We start from the raw sequence: 15651 nt of genomic DNA, 5'->3' as shown, positions 1-15651 counted from the left end.
GATGTCTGCAACCCAGCACGCCTTGCCATGGCTCAGCATCCGCGCCCATGCGCGCGACAACGTCGCCATTGTCGTCAACGATGACGGCGCACCTGCCGGCGCCACCTTCGCCGATGGTCTCACCGCCATCGAGCATATTCCGCAAGGCCACAAGATCGCCCTGGTGGACCTGTTTGAAGGCGCGGCGGTGATCCGCCTGGGCGCGGTCATCGGCACTGCCAACGCCGACATCGTGCGCGGCGCATGGGTCAGCGAGCAGTTGCTGGACATGCCGCAGGCACCCGACCTGGCCGCGCTGGACCTGTCGCTGCATCCGGCACCGGAACCGGAGCCGCTGGAGGGCTACACCTTCCAGGGCTACCGCAACCGCGATGGCAGCGTGGGCACACGCAACATCCTGGGCATCATGACCAGCGTGCAGTGCGTGGTCGGCGTGCTCGGGCATGCTGTGGAACGCATCCGCACCGAGTTACTGCCCAGGTATCCCCATGTCGACGATGTCGTGGCGGTCAATCACGTCTACGGCTGCGGCGTGGCGATCACCGCGCCGGAAGCCATCATTCCCATCCGCACGCTGCGCAATATCGCGCGCAGCCCCAACTTCGGCGGGCAGGCGCTGATCGTCGGCCTGGGCTGCGAAAAGCTCGCACCCGAGCGTCTGCTGCCCGACGACGCCACCGAGGACGACAGTGGCGTGTATCGCCTGCAGGAAGCCAGCCTGGGCTTTGCCGACATGGTGAGTTCGATCATGGTCATGGCCGAGGAACGGCTGCGCCATCTGGACCTGCGCCGCCGCGAAACCGTGCCGGCCAGCGAACTGGTGGTGGGCATGCAATGCGGCGGCAGCGACGCGTTTTCGGGCGTCACCGCCAACCCGGGCCTGGGCGTGGCTGCCGACCTGCTGGTGCGTGTCGGCGCCACGGTGATGTTCTCGGAAAATACCGAGGTGCGCGATGGCATCCATCTGCTGGTGCCACGCGCGGCCAATGCGGACGTGGCCAAGGCGCTGGTGCGCGAAATGGCTTGGTACGACACCTATCTGGCACGCGGCCAGGCCGACCGCAGCGCCAATACCACGCCGGGCAACAAGAAGGGCGGGCTGGCCAATATCGTGGAGAAGGCGATGGGCTCGATCGCCAAATCCGGCTCGTCGGCGATCAACGGTGTGGTGCCGCCGGGCGAGCGGGTCAAGGGGCGCGGATTGCAGTACTGCGCCACACCCGCCAGCGATTTCGTCTGCGGCACGCTGCAGGTGGCCGCCGGCATGAACCTGCATGTGTTCACCACCGGGCGCGGCACCCCGTACGGCCTGGGCATGGTGCCGGTGATCAAGGTCGCCACCCGCAGCGAGCTGGCGCAGCGCTGGTCCGACTTGATGGATATCGACGCCGGCGGCGTCGCCACCGGTGCCAAGACGCTGGAGCATTTGGGCTGGGAGCTGTTCCAGCGCTATCTGGACGTGGCCAGCGGCCAACGCACCTGGACCGAGCAGCATCGCCTGCACAACGATCTGGCGTTGTTCAATCCGGCACCGATTACCTAGGGCTATTCCTGACCCTCACCCCAACCCGCGTTCCACGCCACGGCCCCGGCCCGCGCTCGCGACGCGGGCGCTCCAAGGCAGGCACGCCGGTGGCGTGCAAGCCGTGCCTTCTCGCCCTGCGGGGTGAGGGGCTTTATATCCGTGGCACTGCTCTGCATGCGTCCTACGCTGACCCCTTCTCCCCTCGGGAGAAGGTGCCCTGCAGGGGCGGATGAGGGTTCGTGCGAAGCCTAGCGTTGTTCGGCTGCACGAGTGCTTCGCTCGCACCCTCACCCCAGCTGCTCTCTTGCAGGACAGGGGCATGCCATTCGCTTCTTCTGTCGGGAGAAACTGTCCAATGTTTGAAGGAGGGTATGGGCGATGCCTCGCAACACATGCGCGCAACGCCCGGCAACACCGACGTGCTATCCAGTCGGAAAACGCGGCGCTGCTCAGCACGAAACGCGGCCGCTCCAATCAGTCCGCCGCTTCCTTCAACGAACCGGCTCGCGTCCGATCCCGGCACCTGACTCATCAAGCCGGTCCTGCGCCTTCACGGCATTCGCTCCCCTGCCGCATGCGCCGATACAATGCGTGTTCGTTTTCAGCGTTGACGGAGTCGCTATGTCCCAGATCATCCATACCGACCAGGCGCCTGCCGCCATTGGCCCGTATTCGCAGGCCGTGCGTGCAGGCAACACGGTGTATTTTTCCGGGCAGATCCCGCTGGATCCGGCTACCGGTGAGATCGTGCCCGGCGACATCGGTGCGCAGGCACGCCGTGCGTTCGACAACCTCAAGGCAGTGGCCGAAGCAGCCGGTTGCTCGCTCGACAAGATCGTGCGGCTGGGCCTGTACCTGACCGATCTGGGCCAGTTCGCTGCGGTCAATGCCGTCATGCAGGACTACTTCCAGGCCCCGTTCCCCGCGCGCTCCACCGTCGAAGTCTCCGGTCTGCCCAAGGGTGCCGGGTTCGAAGTCGATGCGGTGATGGTGCTCGACTGATTCAGCGCGACTGATCCGATGCGATCTGTCGTGCCACGCGCACACACCGTGACGCCGAGCCTGGCTCTCGCAGGCCAGGCGTCGCTTTCAAGCCTGCCCGGCGTCGGCCCGAAAGTGGCCGAGAAGTTCGCTGCGCGCTGCATTTTCACGTTGCAGGATCTGTGGTTGCATCTGCCGCTGCGCTACGAAGACCGCACGCGTCTGACCACCATCGCGCAGTTGCAGGGCGGCGTGCCGGCGCAGATCGAAGGCCGCGTCGATGCGATGGAGCGCGGCTTTCGCTTTCGGCCGGTGCTGCGGGTGGCGGTGTCGGACGACTCGCACGGCACTGTGGTGCTGCGCTTCTTCCATTTTCGCGCCGCCCAGGTGGCGCAGTTCGCACCGGGCACGCGGCTGCGGGTGTTCGGAACGCCCAAACCGGGACAGAACGGCTGGGAAATCGTGCATCCCAGTTACCGCGTGCTGGCACCGGGCGAGGACGCCGGGCTGGGCGATAGCCTGGATCCGGTCTATCCGGTGCTTGAGGGTGTTGGGCCGGCCACGCTGCGCAAGCTCATCGGCCAGGCGCTGGAGCGCTTACCGCCGGAGGCCGCGCTGGAATTGTTGCCGCCGCACTGGCTGCAGGACGAACAACTCCCCTCGCTGCGTGAGGCACTGCTCACCATGCATCGCCCTCCGGTGAATACCGACCCGCAGCAATTGCTGGCGGGCGGTCATCCGGCTCAACAGCGCTTGGCCATTGAAGAACTGTTGGCGCATCAGCTCAGCCTGCGCCGCCAACGCATCGCCTTGCAGCGCTTCCATGCACCGATGCTGCCTGGCAACGGCACCTTGGTGCAGCAACTGCGCGCGGTATTGCCGTTCCAGCTCACCGGCGCGCAGCAGCGCGTGTTCGAGCAGATTGCGCGCGATCTGGCCAAGCCATCGCCGATGTTGCGCCTTGTGCAGGGCGATGTCGGCAGCGGCAAGACCGTAGTCGCCGCGTTTGCGGCGATGCTGGCGGTGGAGCAGGGCAAGCAGGTGGCGCTGGCCGCGCCGACCGAATTGTTGGCCGAGCAGCACCTCACCAACTTGCGCGGCTGGCTGGAGCCCTTGGGCGTGCGCATCGTCTGGCTGGCCGGAAAGGTCACCGGCAAGGCGCGTGCTGCGGCGATGGCCGAAGTGGCCTCCGGCCAGGCGCAACTCGTGGTCGGCACGCATGCGTTGATGCAGGAGGCGGTGGTCTTCCACGACCTCGCGCTGGCCATCATCGATGAGCAGCACCGCTTCGGCGTGCATCAGCGTTTGGCCTTGCGCGACAAGGGCGCGGCCGCCGGCAGCGTGCCGCATCAGTTGGTGATGACTGCCACGCCCATCCCGCGCACCTTGGCAATGTCGACCTACGCGGATCTGGATGTGTCGGCAATCGATGAGCTACCGCCCGGTCGCACGCCGGTGCAGACGATTGTCTTGAGCGCAGAACGTCGCCCGGACCTGGTGAAGCGCATCCGCGCCGCCTGTGCCGAAGGGCGCCAGGCGTACTGGGTGTGCACTTTGATCGAAGAAAGCGAAGAGCCCGAGAAAGGCGCCCCGCCTGGTCCGCCAAAGATCGAAGCCCAAGCCGCCGAAGTCACCTTCGAAGCCTTGTCTGCGCAGTTGCCCGGCGTGCGCGTGGCGCTGGTGCACGGCCGCATGAAACCGGCCGAAAAACAAAAGGCGATGCTGGATTTCAAGCAAGGCCACACCGATCTGCTGGTCGCCACCACCGTGATCGAAGTGGGCGTGGATGTGCCCAACGCCTCGCTGATGATCATCGAAAATGCCGAGCGGCTCGGCCTTGCCCAGTTGCACCAGTTACGCGGCCGGGTCGGCCGCGGTGCTGCCGCGTCCAGTTGCGTGCTGCTGTATCAAGCGCCGTTGTCGATGATGGCGCGGCAACGCCTGGAAACCATGCGCCAGACCAACGACGGCTTCGTGATTGCCGAAAAGGATCTGGAGTTGCGTGGCCCCGGCGAATTGCTGGGCACCCGGCAAACCGGTCTGGCGAGTTTTCGCATCGCCGATCTAGCCCGCGATGCCGGGCTGCTGCCGCGCCTGCAGGTGCTCGCTGAGCGTCTGCTGGATGAAGCTCCGGAGATTGCCGATCGTGTGGTTGCGCGTTGGATTGGCAGTGCGGTGCGTTACGCATCGGCGTAGGGCGGGGTGGGGCATCCGGGATTGGGGGTTCTTAAAAAGCGAGGCGGCAGCGCCGCTTTGCTTTGATCTCGATTCGCGTGCCTGCTCGATCCTTGCGAAGATGCCGGATCGAATCCCGCACGCACAATCTCCAATCCCGTGACCAAAAAGATTCCGCTGCTGATCGACACCGACCCGGGCGTGGACGACGCGCTGGCGCTGCTGATGGCATTCAACGATAGGCGTCATGAGGTGGTCGGCTTGACCATCACTGCCGGCAACGTGGGCCTGGAGCACACCGTGCGCAACGCCTTGAAGGTCTGCGAAATTGCGGGCCGCGACGATGTGCCGGTCTACGCGGGCTGCCCCCAGCCGCTGCTGCATCCCTCGGTGGATGCGGCGCATGTGCATGGCATCGATGGTTTTGGCGATGTCGGCCTGACGCCGGCCAAGCGCACCGCCGAGGCCGAGCACGCAGCGCTCGCCATCCTGCGTTTGTCGCACGCGTATGCGGGCGAACTGTTGCTGGTCGCGCTCGGTCCGCTGACCAATCTGGCCCTTGCGCTCACGCTGGATCCGACTCTGCCGCAGCGCGTCGCGCGGCTGGTGGTGATGGGCGGGGCGCTGACCGGGCACGGCAACGTCACTGCGGCGGCCGAATTCAATATCGGCTTCGACCCGGAAGCGGCCCATATCGTGTTCTGCGGCTTTGCGCAGTTCGATGTCGCCGACTGGGAGGCCACCATCGCGCACGCTCTGCTGCATCGCGATGTCGAACAATGGCTGGCTGCCGACTCGGCGCGTGCCCGGTTTTACGAAGAAATCTCGCGCAAGACCCGTTGGTGGTCCGAAGACAGCCGCGGCGAGCACTGGTATGCCGCCGACGCGCTGGCGATGGCGTTCGCGCTGCATCCGCACGGCGCGCAGCGGCTGGAGCGGCGGCCGGTGCACATCGAGCTGACCGGCACCCACACCCGCGGCATGACCCTGGTGGACTGGAATCGCCAAGGTGGCGCGCCCGACAACGCCAACCTGCTGCTGGAGTACGACCACCAGCAGTTCTATGGTCTGGTCGGGGCCGCGTTGGCAGCCGATTAGGACCAGGTTGCGCAGGGCAGAGGTAGGTCGCTATAATCATGGGCTTATTCAGGAAGCCCGGCGCCAAGTCTATGAAAGATAACGTTCATCCCAGCTACAAAGACGTCGTCTTCCACGACGTGACGTCCGATTTCAAGATTCTGACCCGTTCCACCATGGGCTCGAAAGAGACCGTGAAGTGGGAAGACGGCCAGGACTATCCGCTGATCAAGGTGGAGATCTCCTCGGCATCGCACCCGTTCTATACCGGCAAGCAGAAGGTGATCGACACCGGTGGCCGTATCGACAAGTTCCAGAAGCGCTACGCGCGCTGAGCTTGCAGGACGGGCTGTACCGGTAACGGCCGCGCATTGCGCGGCCGTTTTTTTTTGTACGTGCCGAACAGTGAAATCGTGAGTTTGGATGGCTTCGTCTACGACTTCTGTCCAAGCGACGGCCAAAATTTTGCTGTGCGATAATGACGTGATCCGGGGGCGATGCCTCAGGACGTCCATCACGTGCCTGCCCACAAGGTGCAGGCGCCTTCCACTGTAAGGAGCGTACACAGTGTCCGATCTTGATCAGGTCACGCTCAACGCCGGCGACACGTCGGTTGTTCTGCCGGTACTCAAGCCCACGCTTGGCAACGATTGCGTCGATATTTCAAAGCTGACCAAAGAAACCGGTCTGTTCACCTACGACTCGGGCTTCACCGCCACCGCCAGCTGCAAGTCGGCCATCACCTACATCGATGGCGACAACGGTGTGTTGCTGTATCGCGGCTACCCGATCGAGCAGTTGGCCGAGAAGTCCAGCTTCCTCGAAGTGTCGTATCTGCTGATGAACGGTGAGCTGCCGACGGCGGACGAATTCCAGAAGTTCGACCACGAAGTCACGCATCACACGATGATGCACGAGTCGCTGAAGAACTTCCTCGGTGGCTTCCGTCACGACGCGCATCCGATGGCCATGCTGGCCGGTTCGGTCGCTTCGCTGTCGGCGTTCTACCACGACACCCTGGACCTCAACGATCCGGAACAGCGCCGCCAGGCGGCCATCCGTCTGATCGCCAAGATGCCGACGTTGGCTGCTGCCGCGTACCGCTATTCGATCGGCTGGCCGATCCGCTACCCGCGCAACAACCTCAACTACGTCGACCGCTTCCTGCACATGATGTTCGAAGTGCCGAGCGAGCCGTTGGAGATCAATCCGGTGGTCGCCAAGGCGCTGGATCTGTTGTTCATCCTGCATGCCGATCACGAGCAGAACGCCTCGACCTCGACCGTGCGTCTGGTCGGGTCGACCGGTGCCAATCCGTACGCCTCGGTCGCCGCCGGTATCACCGCGCTGTGGGGGCCGGCACACGGTGGCGCCAACGAAGCCGTGCTGAAGATGCTGGAAGAGATCGGCACCGCCAACAACGTCGAATCCGCCGTGGCCAAGGCCAAGGATAAGAATTCTTCGTTCCGTGTGTCGGGCTTCGGTCACCGCGTCTACAAGAACTACGACCCGCGCGCCAATATCATCCGCAAGATGACCCACAAGGTGCTAGGCGAGCTGGGTGTCAACGACCCGCTGCTGGAAGTGGCGCTGAAGCTGGAAGAAGCCGCGCTGAAGGACGACTACTTCGTGCAGCGCAAGCTGTACCCGAACGTCGACTTTTACTCGGGCCTGATCTACAAGGCGCTGAATATTCCGGTGGAAATGTTCACCGTGATGTTCGCCATCGCACGCACCGCCGGCTGGGTGTCGCATTGGCTGGAACAGCAGGTCGACCCGGAAATGAAGATCGGCCGTCCGCGCCAGATCTACACCGGCTACGACCAACGCGACTACAAGGACGCCGGCCAGCGCTAAGCGCTTGCGGCTGGCGGTCTGCTTGAACGAACGCCCCGCAGTGCGGGGCGTTTGCTTTTGATGACTTGGGCGTTGTGGTCGGTCGTCCATCGTTACGGCCGGCTGCGGTCAGCGCTGCTGTCGTAAAGAGCCGCAAGCGTCCCCGTCAGCCAATAGCTGACGCACCTGAGCGGCCGAGGCGCGCTGCATCGGTTTTTCATCCAGCTGCGACAACGGGGCCTGACGCAGTGCGTCGTACGGCAGCACGGTCAGGTCGAAGGTCAGCTCCTCTGCACTGAACAGCCACACCGGAAACGCGCCGTTGCGTTCACGGTCCAGGCGCAGCCGGCGCGTGCGCGATTCGGCTGGAATGCGATGTTCTTCGAGAAACCGCTGCACTGCATCGGCATCGTCGCTGTGCAGCTGCAATTGCACGGGCGTGTTCGCGTCCGCGGTGCCATCGAGCACCGGGCCGGTCAGTCGCGGCTGGAACGGGCCGAGAAATTCCAGCGCACGTAACGCGGCTTCACGTCGCTGGCGTAGTCGTGCGCCATGCGCGGGGCCGGCGAACAGGCGTTGATACTCGCGCAATGCGTCTTCGATCTCGCGGTTGCGTGGCAGCGATGCATCGTCGTGGATGCCCAAACGGCTGGCCGCCTTGAGCTTGGCTTGATGAAAATCGCGGATGCCGCCTTCGGCCATCAGCCGGGCGGCTTCGTGCGCCAGGCGATGGCGACGTTCTCGGGTACGCGTATCAGCGTGCTCGCGCGCGTGGTGCATGACCGGGCCCCCCTAATGAACCTGGCTCGGCTCTACAACAGCCGCATGACGGCGTGGCGAATGCGCTACGTCGTCATGCGGATCATCCATCCGATGGACGTCGGCCAGCGTCCGCACCTCGGGGGAGATCACACCGCCGACGCCGCTACTCCAACCGGGGCAATCGGCCGACCCACGCCGCACCGATTCCCCACTCCCGATTCTCAGCACTCAAAAAATATCGAACGCCTTCTCGTCCTGCTGTTCCTGCAGGCCATAGTCGTAATCCTGCAGGCGATCCAGATCTTCGTTCTTCACCCATTCCACCACGCCATTGATGGTGGCCTGGGTCATGCCTTCGGGCGGGTCGTTGGCTGCGATCGGCTTGTCTTTCAACGCCACACGCATGTAATCGATCCAGATCGGCAGCGCGGCCTTGCCGCCGTACTCACGATAGCCGAGCGAGAGGAAATCGTCGCGACCCACCCAAACGGTGGTGGCGTAGGGGCCGCCGAACCCGGAAAACCAGGCATCGCGGTGATCGTTGGTCGAGCCGGTCTTGCCGCCCACGTCCTCACGCCCCAGCACCTTGGCCGCGGTGCCGGTGCCGCGCTGGACCACGTCGCGCATCATCGATACCAATTGGTACGCAGTGCGCTCGTCGATGGCGCGCGGCGCGATCCTGGTTTCGGCAATGGCGGCTGGCAAGGTCTCCGCTGCTGCCGGCGCCGCATTGGCTGCAGGTGCCGGAGGCGTGGCAGGTGCCTGGGTGCCGAAGTTGAAACCATCCACCACCTGGCTCACCGGCGCGACATTGCCGCCCTGCAGCGCGCAGGTGCGACAGGCCACGGCCGGCACTTCCTTGAAGATGACGTTGCCGTCGCGGTCCTTGACCTCATCCACGATCCAGGTGTCCACCCGCGAGCCGCCGTTGGCGAATACCGCGTAGCCCCGCGCCACCGACAGCGGCGTCAGCGACGCAGTGCCCAGCGACATTGACAGGTTGGGCGGTAGCTCCGCTTCCTGGAATCCGAACTGGCTGATGTATTTGCGTGCGAAATCGACGCTGATCGCGTCCAACAGCCGCACCGACACCAGATTGCGCGATTGCACCAATGCCTCGCGCAGACGCATCGGGCCACGGAAGCCGCCGCCGTCGTTCTGCGGCGACCAGGTCTTGCCGCGGCGGTCGCGGAACACCACGGGCGCATCGAGCACGATCGAGGCCGGATTGAAGCCCTTCTCGAACGCCGCCGCATACACGAATGGCTTGAAGCTTGAGCCCGGCTGGCGCCGCGCCTGGGTGGCGCGATTGAACTTGTTGCCGGCAAAGCTGAAACCGCCAACTAGTGCGCGCAGGGCACCGCTATTGGCGTCCAACGAAACCAGCGCCGCCTGGCCGCGCGGCAACTGATCGATGATCCATTCGCCCTCTTTTTCGCCGGCGCGGATGCGGGTCAGGTCGCCGCGGGTCAACAGCTTGGCCGGCGTCTTGTTGGTCCAGCGGCTGGCGCTCGCCGGCAAGGTCAGCTCGGTCTTGTCGCTCTGCACGACGGTCACGCCGCCATCGGCGTTGGTGCGTGCCACGATGACCACGCGCAAGCCGCCTTGGGTGAACAGGCCCGACAAATGCTTGGCCAGTGTCGGCGCGTCCGCATCGGCAGCGACCTCGACATGCTGCTCCACGCCGTGCCAACCGTGGCGGTGGTCGTACAGGCGCAGGCCTTCGCTGATCGCCGTGTCCGCGCCGGTCTGCAGCGTGGCGTCGATGGTGGTGGTGACGTGGTAGCCCTTGTTGAGCACATCGCCGCCGTACTTGCCGATCATTTCCTGGCGCACCAACTCGGCCACATACGGGGCAGAGACCTCGACCGGCGGCTCATGCGGCTTGGCGTGCATCGGCACCGCCTTGGCAGCATCGGCCTCGGCCCGGCTGACGAAGCCCAGTTCGGCCATGCGCTCTAGCACGTAGTAATCGCGACGTTCCTGCGCACGCTCCGGGTTGCTGATCGGGTTGCCGCTGGACGGGAACTTGGGGATGCCCGCCAGCGAGGCCATCTCGTCCAGGCTCAACGCACTCATCTTCTTGCCGTAGTAGTACTCGGCCGCAGCTCCCACGCCGTAGGCGCGATTACCGAAGAAGCTCTTGTTGAGATACAGCTCGAAGATCTCGTCCTTGCTCAGTTCACTCTCGATCTTGCGCGCCAACAGGATCTCGGCGAGCTTGCGGGTGTAGCTGTACTCGGAACTGAGGAAGAACTGGCGCGCCACCTGCTGGGTGATGGTCGAACCACCCGGCACGCGCTTGGCGTCGGTGGTGGCCAGCAGCCAGACCGCACGGCCGATGCCTTTGTAGTCCACGCCGCCATGTTGATAGAAGCGCGCATCTTCGGTGGCCAGGAAGGCCTGTTTGAGGCGCAACGGCACGTCTTTCATCTGGATCGGGTAGCGCCGGGTCTCGCCATACACGGCCATCAGGCGGCCGTCGCTGGCATAGACGTACATCGGCTCCTGCAGCTCGACCTGCTTGAGCGACTGCACGTCCGGCAACTTCGAAGAAATGGCGTAGTACAGGCTGCCGGCAGCACTAGCGCCAAGCAATGCGAGCACGACGAGGGTGGCCAGGATCCAGCCCAACCAACGGCGAATACGGGGCATGTAAGAGAGATTCCGATTGCAGATTTCTTGGTCGCAGAGTATAGATGACCCCGGGTTTGGCTGGGGCCGAACGCTGGGGATCGCAGAAGACAGCGCTGGGGATCACGTCGTGGGGCTCTTGCTTTGCGCGTGAAGGGCTTGTCAACTGTTAAAATTTGATTATTAATACGAGGGCGCAGACATGCGTCCAAGTGCCCGTCGGCAGGGGAGTTTCCGTGGGGCTTCTACCCAAGAGTCAATCGAAACTTATTGGTGTCGATATCAGTTCCACTGCGGTCAAGCTCTTGCAGCTGTCGCGCAGCGGGAATCGCTTTCGCGTTGATCATTACGCGGTGGAACCGTTGCCGCCGAATGCGGTCGTTGAAAAGAACATCGTCGAAGTCGAGGCGGTGGGTGAAGCCATTCGCCGCGCAATCAACCGTTCAGGCAGTAAGGCCAAGAACGCGGCTGCGGCCGTGGCCGGGTCGGCGGTGATCACCAAGTTGATCCCGATGCCCGCCGATCTGGACGACAGCGACATGGAGGCCCAAGTCGAACTGGAAGCCACCAATTACATTCCTTACCCGATCGAGGAAGTGAATCTCGATTTCGAGGTGCTCGGCCCGATGCCCAACAGCCCGGACATGGTCCAGGTGCTGCTGGCCGCATCGCGTTCGGAGAATGTGGAACTGCGCCAGTCCGCGCTGGAACTGGGCGGGCTGATTGCCAAGGTGATGGACGTGGAGGCCTTCGCGGTCGAAAACGCGTTTGCCCTGGTCGCCAGCGAATTGCCGGTGGCCGCCGATGCAGTGGTTGCGCTGGTGGATATCGGCGCGACCATGACGACGCTGAGTGTGCTGCGTTCTGGCCGCAGTCTGTATAGCCGCGAGCAGGTGTTCGGCGGCAAGCAGCTCACCGATGAAGTGATGCGCCGTTACGGGCTGACCTATGAAGAAGCAGGCCTGGCCAAGCGTCAGGGCGGTTTGCCGGAGAGCTACGAGGTCGAAGTGCTGGAGCCTTTTAAAGAGGCGACGGTGCAGCAGATTAGCCGCCTGTTGCAGTTCTTCTACGCGGGCAGCGAATTCAATCGCGTCGACTGCATCGTGCTGGCCGGCGGTTGCGCCGCGCTGTCGCGCCTGCCGGAGATGGTGGAAGAGCAATTGGGAGTGACCACCGTGGTGGCCAACCCGCTTGCACAGATGACGCTGGGCCCGAAGGTTCAGGCCCATGCGCTGGCACTGGATGCGCCTGCATTGATGATTGCCACCGGCCTGGCCCTGAGGAGCTTTGACTGATGGCAAGAATCAATCTATTGCCCTGGCGCGCAGAGCGCCGGAAGGCGCGCGAGCGTGAGTTCTATTCCATGCTCGGGTTCGCCGCATTGGGCGGCGTGCTGCTGTCGGTACTGATCTGGTTCTACTACGACGCGCAGATCAGCGGCCAGACCGAACGCAATGCGTTCTTGACCACCGAGATCGACAAGGTCAAGGCGCAGAACGAACAGATCAAGGAACTCGACAAGAAGAAGGACCGCCTGCTTGCGCGCAAGAAGGTGATCGAGGAATTGCAGGCCAATCGTTCGCAGATGGTGCATCTGTTCGATTCGCTGGTGCGCACCATTCCCGATGGCGTGGCGCTGACCAACATCAAGCAGGACGGCGACATCCTGACCCTGGAAGGGCGCTCTCAATCCAATGCGCGCGTCAGTGCCTACATGCGCAACCTGGAAGGCTCGGGCTGGATGACCAATCCGGAGCTGTCGATCATCGAGGCCAAGGGCCAGGACAAGGCCGGGCAACCTGCCGGGTCGTCAATGGAAACCAAGGCGCTGCCGTACGTGTTCACGCTCAAGGTCAAGTTGGCCAATCCGAACGAAGCCGACAAGAACGGCGCCACACCGGCAGTGATCGACGCGCAAGCGCCGGGTGCAGCGCCGGCCGTCATCGCACCTGCGGGCGGGCCAGCGGCGACACCTGCAGCGCCTGCGCCTGCCACGCCTCCGGCCGCTGCGCCTGCACCCGTGCAGCCTGCGCCGGCCCCGGCGCCAGCCAATCGGCCGCAGCAGGGGGCAGTGTCATGAGCAAGAAATCCTTCAAGCTCAGCGATCTGGACTTCAACAACATCGGCGGTTGGCCGCAGCAGGCACGCATCGTGTTCTGCGTGGTGGTCGGTCTTTTCATCCTTGTGCTGGCTTGGTTCCTGTTGATCAGCAGCAAGCGCGATGAACTCCAAGGCCTGGAAAGCGCCGAAACGCAGCTACGTACCGAGTTCGAGACTCAGCAGGGGCGCGCGGTGAATCTGGAGCCGCTCAAGCAGCAGCTCGCGCAGATGGAACAGGTGCTGCAGCAGATGCTGCGTCAGCTGCCCAGCAAGACCGAAATGCCGGATCTGATCATCGACATCTCGCAGACCGCGTTGTCCAGCGGCCTGTCCAACGAGTTGTTCCAGCCGGGTCCGGAATCGCCGAAGGAGTTCTACGCCGAAAAGCCGATCGCACTGCGCATGGTGGGCAGTTACCACCAGTTCGGTGCCTTCGTCAGCGGTGTCGCCTCGCTGCCGCGCGTGGTCATCCTGACCATGCATGACATCAACCTCAAGCCGAAGGATCCAAAGGCCGGCATCACGCCGCGCGGGGCGCTGGAACTGTCCGGCACGGTCAAGACCTATCGTTATCTGGACGATGAGGAAATGGCAGAGTCAGGAGAAGGCTGCGGCCGACGCTGCGAAGAAGGGCGGCCAATGACCATGAAACTGCTCAAGATCCTGTCCTGCGTGGCGCTCATTGCGGTACTGCCGGCGTGCACACGCGGTGTGACCAGCACACCGGGCGATGCGCCGAATCTGGAAGCCTGGGTTGCCGAAGTGCGCGCACGTCCGGCGCCGCCGTTGGAGCCATTGCCGGTGATGCAGCAGTTCGAGACATTCGAATACGCCGCGCAGGTGATGCGCGACCCGTTCAGTGATGCCTGGGTCACTGCGGAAGGAAGCAACGGCACGCGTCCGGATCCGAACCGGCGCAAGGAACCGTTGGAAGCCTATCCGCTCGACGCCCTCGACATGGTGGGGACCATTGGCGGTGGCTCGGGCTTGATCGCGCTGGTGATGGCACCTGACAAGGTGACCTACCGGGTGCGGTCGGGTGTGTATCTGGGACAGAGCGATGGCCGGGTGACCGGGGTCTACGAAGACCGCATCGAACTGATTGAACTTGTGCCGGACGGTGCGGGTGGATGGCTTGAACGGCCTGCCGCACTCGCATTGGATGATCAATAAAGTGATAGGGGATAGCACGATGACGTTTTCCAATGCTCGGCGGCTGCGTCCGGTTCGGCGCCACGCGATATTCCAGGCCTGCGCGTTGGGGTTCGCGCTGGCGAGCAGCAGCGCGTTCGCCGCAGCGGCGCTGAAACAGTCTGCGCAGGATCCGGCCAAGGTCGCTCCGGCGAGCCTGGCGGTGTCCAAGATCGATTTCAAACGTGGCGAAGATGGTGCTGGCCGCCTGATCCTGCAGTTCGACGGCCAGGGCGCCAGCCCGGACCTGCGCACCCAGGGCGACAGCGTGCTGGTCGACATCAGCAACGCCCGATTGCCTGCCGAACTGCAGCGCCCGCTCAACGTCACCGACTTCGCAACGCCGGTGCAGCGCGTCGAGGTCAAGCCGTCCGGCTCAGGCTCGCAACTGGTGCTGTCGACCAAGGGCGCTTTCGATGCGCTGGCCTATCAGACCGGCAACGAATACGTGGTCGAGATCACCCCGCGTAAGGGCCAGCCGGCTGTCGGCGGCGTGAGTCCCGCAGCGGTCACCCAGGCAGCAGCGCAGATCGCGGCGCGCGGCTACAGCGGCCGCCCGGTGACGTTCAACTTCCAGGACGTGCCGGTGCGCACCGTGTTGCAGCTGATCGCCGAGGAATCCAATCTCAACATCGTCGCTTCCGACACCGTGCAGGGCAATGTCACGCTGCGCCTGATGAACGTGCCGTGGGACCAGGCACTGGACATCGTGCTGCGCGCCAAGGGTCTGGACAAGCGCCGCGACGGCGGCGTGGTGTGGGTCGCACCGCAGCCGGAGCTGGCCAAGTTCGAGCAGGATAAAGAAGACGCCCGCATCGCGATCGAGAACCGCGAGGATCTGATCACCGATTACGTGCAGATCAATTACCACAATGCGGCTGTGATTTTTAAGGCGCTGACGGAGGCCAAGGGGATTGGCGGCGGCGGCGGTGGTCAGGGTGGGCAAGGCGGTGCAGGGCAGCAGGACAACGGATTCTTATCGCCTCGCGGTCGCCTGGTTGCTGATGAGCGCACCAATACGTTGATGATCAGCGATATTCCGAAGAAGGTCGCGCAAATGCGTGAACTGATCTCGCATATCGACCGTCCAGTGGATCAGGTCCTGATTGAAAGCCGTATTGTGATCGCGACAGATACATTTGCGCGTGATCTGGGTGCGCGGTTCGGCATTTCCGGAGCGACGGGGAGAGGTATCTTGAGTGGTTCGCTGGAAAGTAATGTCAATTACAGGAATACGCTGGCGCAGCGCAATAACGAAATTAAGGGCACCTCGAACAACCAAGTCGTAGTCGTGGTGACACGCACTGGATGATGACCATACCTTCAAAAAATCAGCGATCTGAGGCGGTCGATCAAGTTCGTAGCTTGCT

At 63.7% G+C, this 15651-nt stretch carries 11 protein-coding genes and 2 pseudogenes; 11 read left to right on the top strand and 2 right to left on the bottom strand.

Translation table 11 applies throughout. From position 1 onward, the window contains the following. The first annotated feature begins 1 nt into the window (after position 1). The 6 genes from garD (at position 2) to XpopCFBP1817_RS09710 (ending at position 7615) form a co-directional block, all read left to right on the top strand. The gene (garD, locus tag XpopCFBP1817_RS09740; RefSeq protein WP_128416981.1) at positions 2 to 1543 is read left to right on the top strand and encodes a galactarate dehydratase; all 1542 of its coding nucleotides are present in this window, start codon (positions 2 to 4) and stop codon (positions 1541 to 1543) included. Positions 1544 to 2146: 603 nt separating this feature from the next. Then, positions 2147 to 2527, top strand: a complete 381-nt coding sequence (locus XpopCFBP1817_RS09730) for a RidA family protein (protein WP_128416980.1) — start codon at positions 2147 to 2149, stop codon at positions 2525 to 2527. Positions 2528 to 2545: 18 nt separating this feature from the next. Continuing rightward, complete coding sequence (recG, locus tag XpopCFBP1817_RS09725; RefSeq protein WP_208619590.1) at positions 2546 to 4702, top strand: ATP-dependent DNA helicase RecG; 2157 nt, start codon at positions 2546 to 2548, stop codon at positions 4700 to 4702. Between the two features lie 138 nt (positions 4703 to 4840). Next, positions 4841 to 5779: a nucleoside hydrolase gene (locus XpopCFBP1817_RS09720; RefSeq protein WP_128416979.1), complete on the top strand. Its 939-nt coding sequence runs from the start codon at positions 4841 to 4843 to the stop codon at positions 5777 to 5779. 71 nt (positions 5780 to 5850) lie between these two features. Further along, positions 5851 to 6093, top strand: a complete 243-nt coding sequence (locus XpopCFBP1817_RS09715; protein ID WP_128416978.1) for a type B 50S ribosomal protein L31 — start codon at positions 5851 to 5853, stop codon at positions 6091 to 6093. A gap of 232 nt (positions 6094 to 6325) precedes the next feature. Then, a complete protein-coding gene (locus XpopCFBP1817_RS09710) occupies positions 6326 to 7615 on the top strand; it encodes a citrate synthase (protein ID WP_128416977.1) in 1290 nt (429 codons plus the stop codon). 108 nt (positions 7616 to 7723) lie between these two features. On the opposite strand, the gene XpopCFBP1817_RS09705 is transcribed toward XpopCFBP1817_RS09710, so the two are convergent. Both XpopCFBP1817_RS09705 and XpopCFBP1817_RS09700 read right to left on the bottom strand, forming a co-directional pair. Further along, positions 7724 to 8374, bottom strand: a complete 651-nt coding sequence (locus tag XpopCFBP1817_RS09705) for a hypothetical protein (protein ID WP_128416976.1) — start codon at positions 8372 to 8374, stop codon at positions 7724 to 7726. A gap of 210 nt (positions 8375 to 8584) precedes the next feature. Continuing rightward, complete coding sequence (locus XpopCFBP1817_RS09700) at positions 8585 to 11011, bottom strand: penicillin-binding protein 1A (RefSeq protein WP_167393890.1); 2427 nt, start codon at positions 11009 to 11011, stop codon at positions 8585 to 8587. A 215-nt stretch (positions 11012 to 11226) separates the two neighbouring features. On the opposite strand from XpopCFBP1817_RS09700, the gene XpopCFBP1817_RS09695 reads away from it, so the two are divergent. The 5 genes and pseudogenes from XpopCFBP1817_RS09695 to XpopCFBP1817_RS09675 all read left to right on the top strand — a co-directional run. Then, positions 11227 to 12285, top strand: a complete 1059-nt coding sequence (locus XpopCFBP1817_RS09695) for a pilus assembly protein PilM (RefSeq protein WP_128416974.1) — start codon at positions 11227 to 11229, stop codon at positions 12283 to 12285. Beyond that, positions 12285 to 13070, top strand: coding sequence for a PilN domain-containing protein (locus tag XpopCFBP1817_RS09690; protein ID WP_128416973.1), 786 nt, complete (start codon positions 12285 to 12287; stop codon positions 13068 to 13070). Before XpopCFBP1817_RS09695 ends, XpopCFBP1817_RS09690 begins: the two co-directional genes overlap by 1 nt. Next, positions 13067 to 13733, top strand: a pseudogene (locus tag XpopCFBP1817_RS09685) (type IV pilus inner membrane component PilO). The gene XpopCFBP1817_RS09690 and the pseudogene XpopCFBP1817_RS09685 overlap by 4 nt, the downstream one beginning before the upstream one ends. Beyond that, the gene (locus XpopCFBP1817_RS09680) at positions 13730 to 14263 is read left to right on the top strand and encodes a pilus assembly protein PilP (RefSeq protein WP_128416972.1); all 534 of its coding nucleotides are present in this window, start codon (positions 13730 to 13732) and stop codon (positions 14261 to 14263) included. Before XpopCFBP1817_RS09685 ends, XpopCFBP1817_RS09680 begins: the two are co-directional and overlap by 4 nt. A gap of 19 nt (positions 14264 to 14282) precedes the next feature. Continuing rightward, positions 14283 to 15554, top strand: a pseudogene (locus XpopCFBP1817_RS09675) (type IV pilus secretin PilQ); the annotation flags it as partial. Positions 15555 to 15651: the final 97 nt, after the last annotated feature.

The organism is Xanthomonas populi, from assembly GCF_002940065.1.
Taxonomy (GTDB): Bacteria; Pseudomonadota; Gammaproteobacteria; order Xanthomonadales; family Xanthomonadaceae; genus Xanthomonas; species Xanthomonas populi.
Note: the sequence above shows the minus strand (reverse complement) of the source record. Positions and strands in the feature narration are given on the sequence as shown.

What these genes read in the sequence shown, in the direction of transcription:
- garD (WP_128416981.1), top strand. Translation starts at nt 2, where the DNA reads ATGTCTGCAACCCAGCACGCCTTGCCATGGCTCAGCATCCGCGCCCAT.
- XpopCFBP1817_RS09730 (WP_128416980.1), top strand. Translation starts at nt 2,147, where the DNA reads ATGTCCCAGATCATCCATACCGACCAGGCGCCTGCCGCCATTGGCCCG.
- recG (WP_208619590.1), top strand. Translation starts at nt 2,546, where the DNA reads ATGCGATCTGTCGTGCCACGCGCACACACCGTGACGCCGAGCCTGGCT.
- XpopCFBP1817_RS09715 (WP_128416978.1), top strand. Translation starts at nt 5,851, where the DNA reads ATGAAAGATAACGTTCATCCCAGCTACAAAGACGTCGTCTTCCACGAC.
- XpopCFBP1817_RS09705 (WP_128416976.1), bottom strand. Translation starts at nt 8,374, where the DNA reads ATGCACCACGCGCGCGAGCACGCTGATACGCGTACCCGAGAACGTCGC.
- XpopCFBP1817_RS09700 (WP_167393890.1), bottom strand. Translation starts at nt 11,011, where the DNA reads ATGCCCCGTATTCGCCGTTGGTTGGGCTGGATCCTGGCCACCCTCGTC.
- XpopCFBP1817_RS09690 (WP_128416973.1), top strand. Translation starts at nt 12,285, where the DNA reads ATGGCAAGAATCAATCTATTGCCCTGGCGCGCAGAGCGCCGGAAGGCG.
- XpopCFBP1817_RS09680 (WP_128416972.1), top strand. Translation starts at nt 13,730, where the DNA reads ATGACCATGAAACTGCTCAAGATCCTGTCCTGCGTGGCGCTCATTGCG.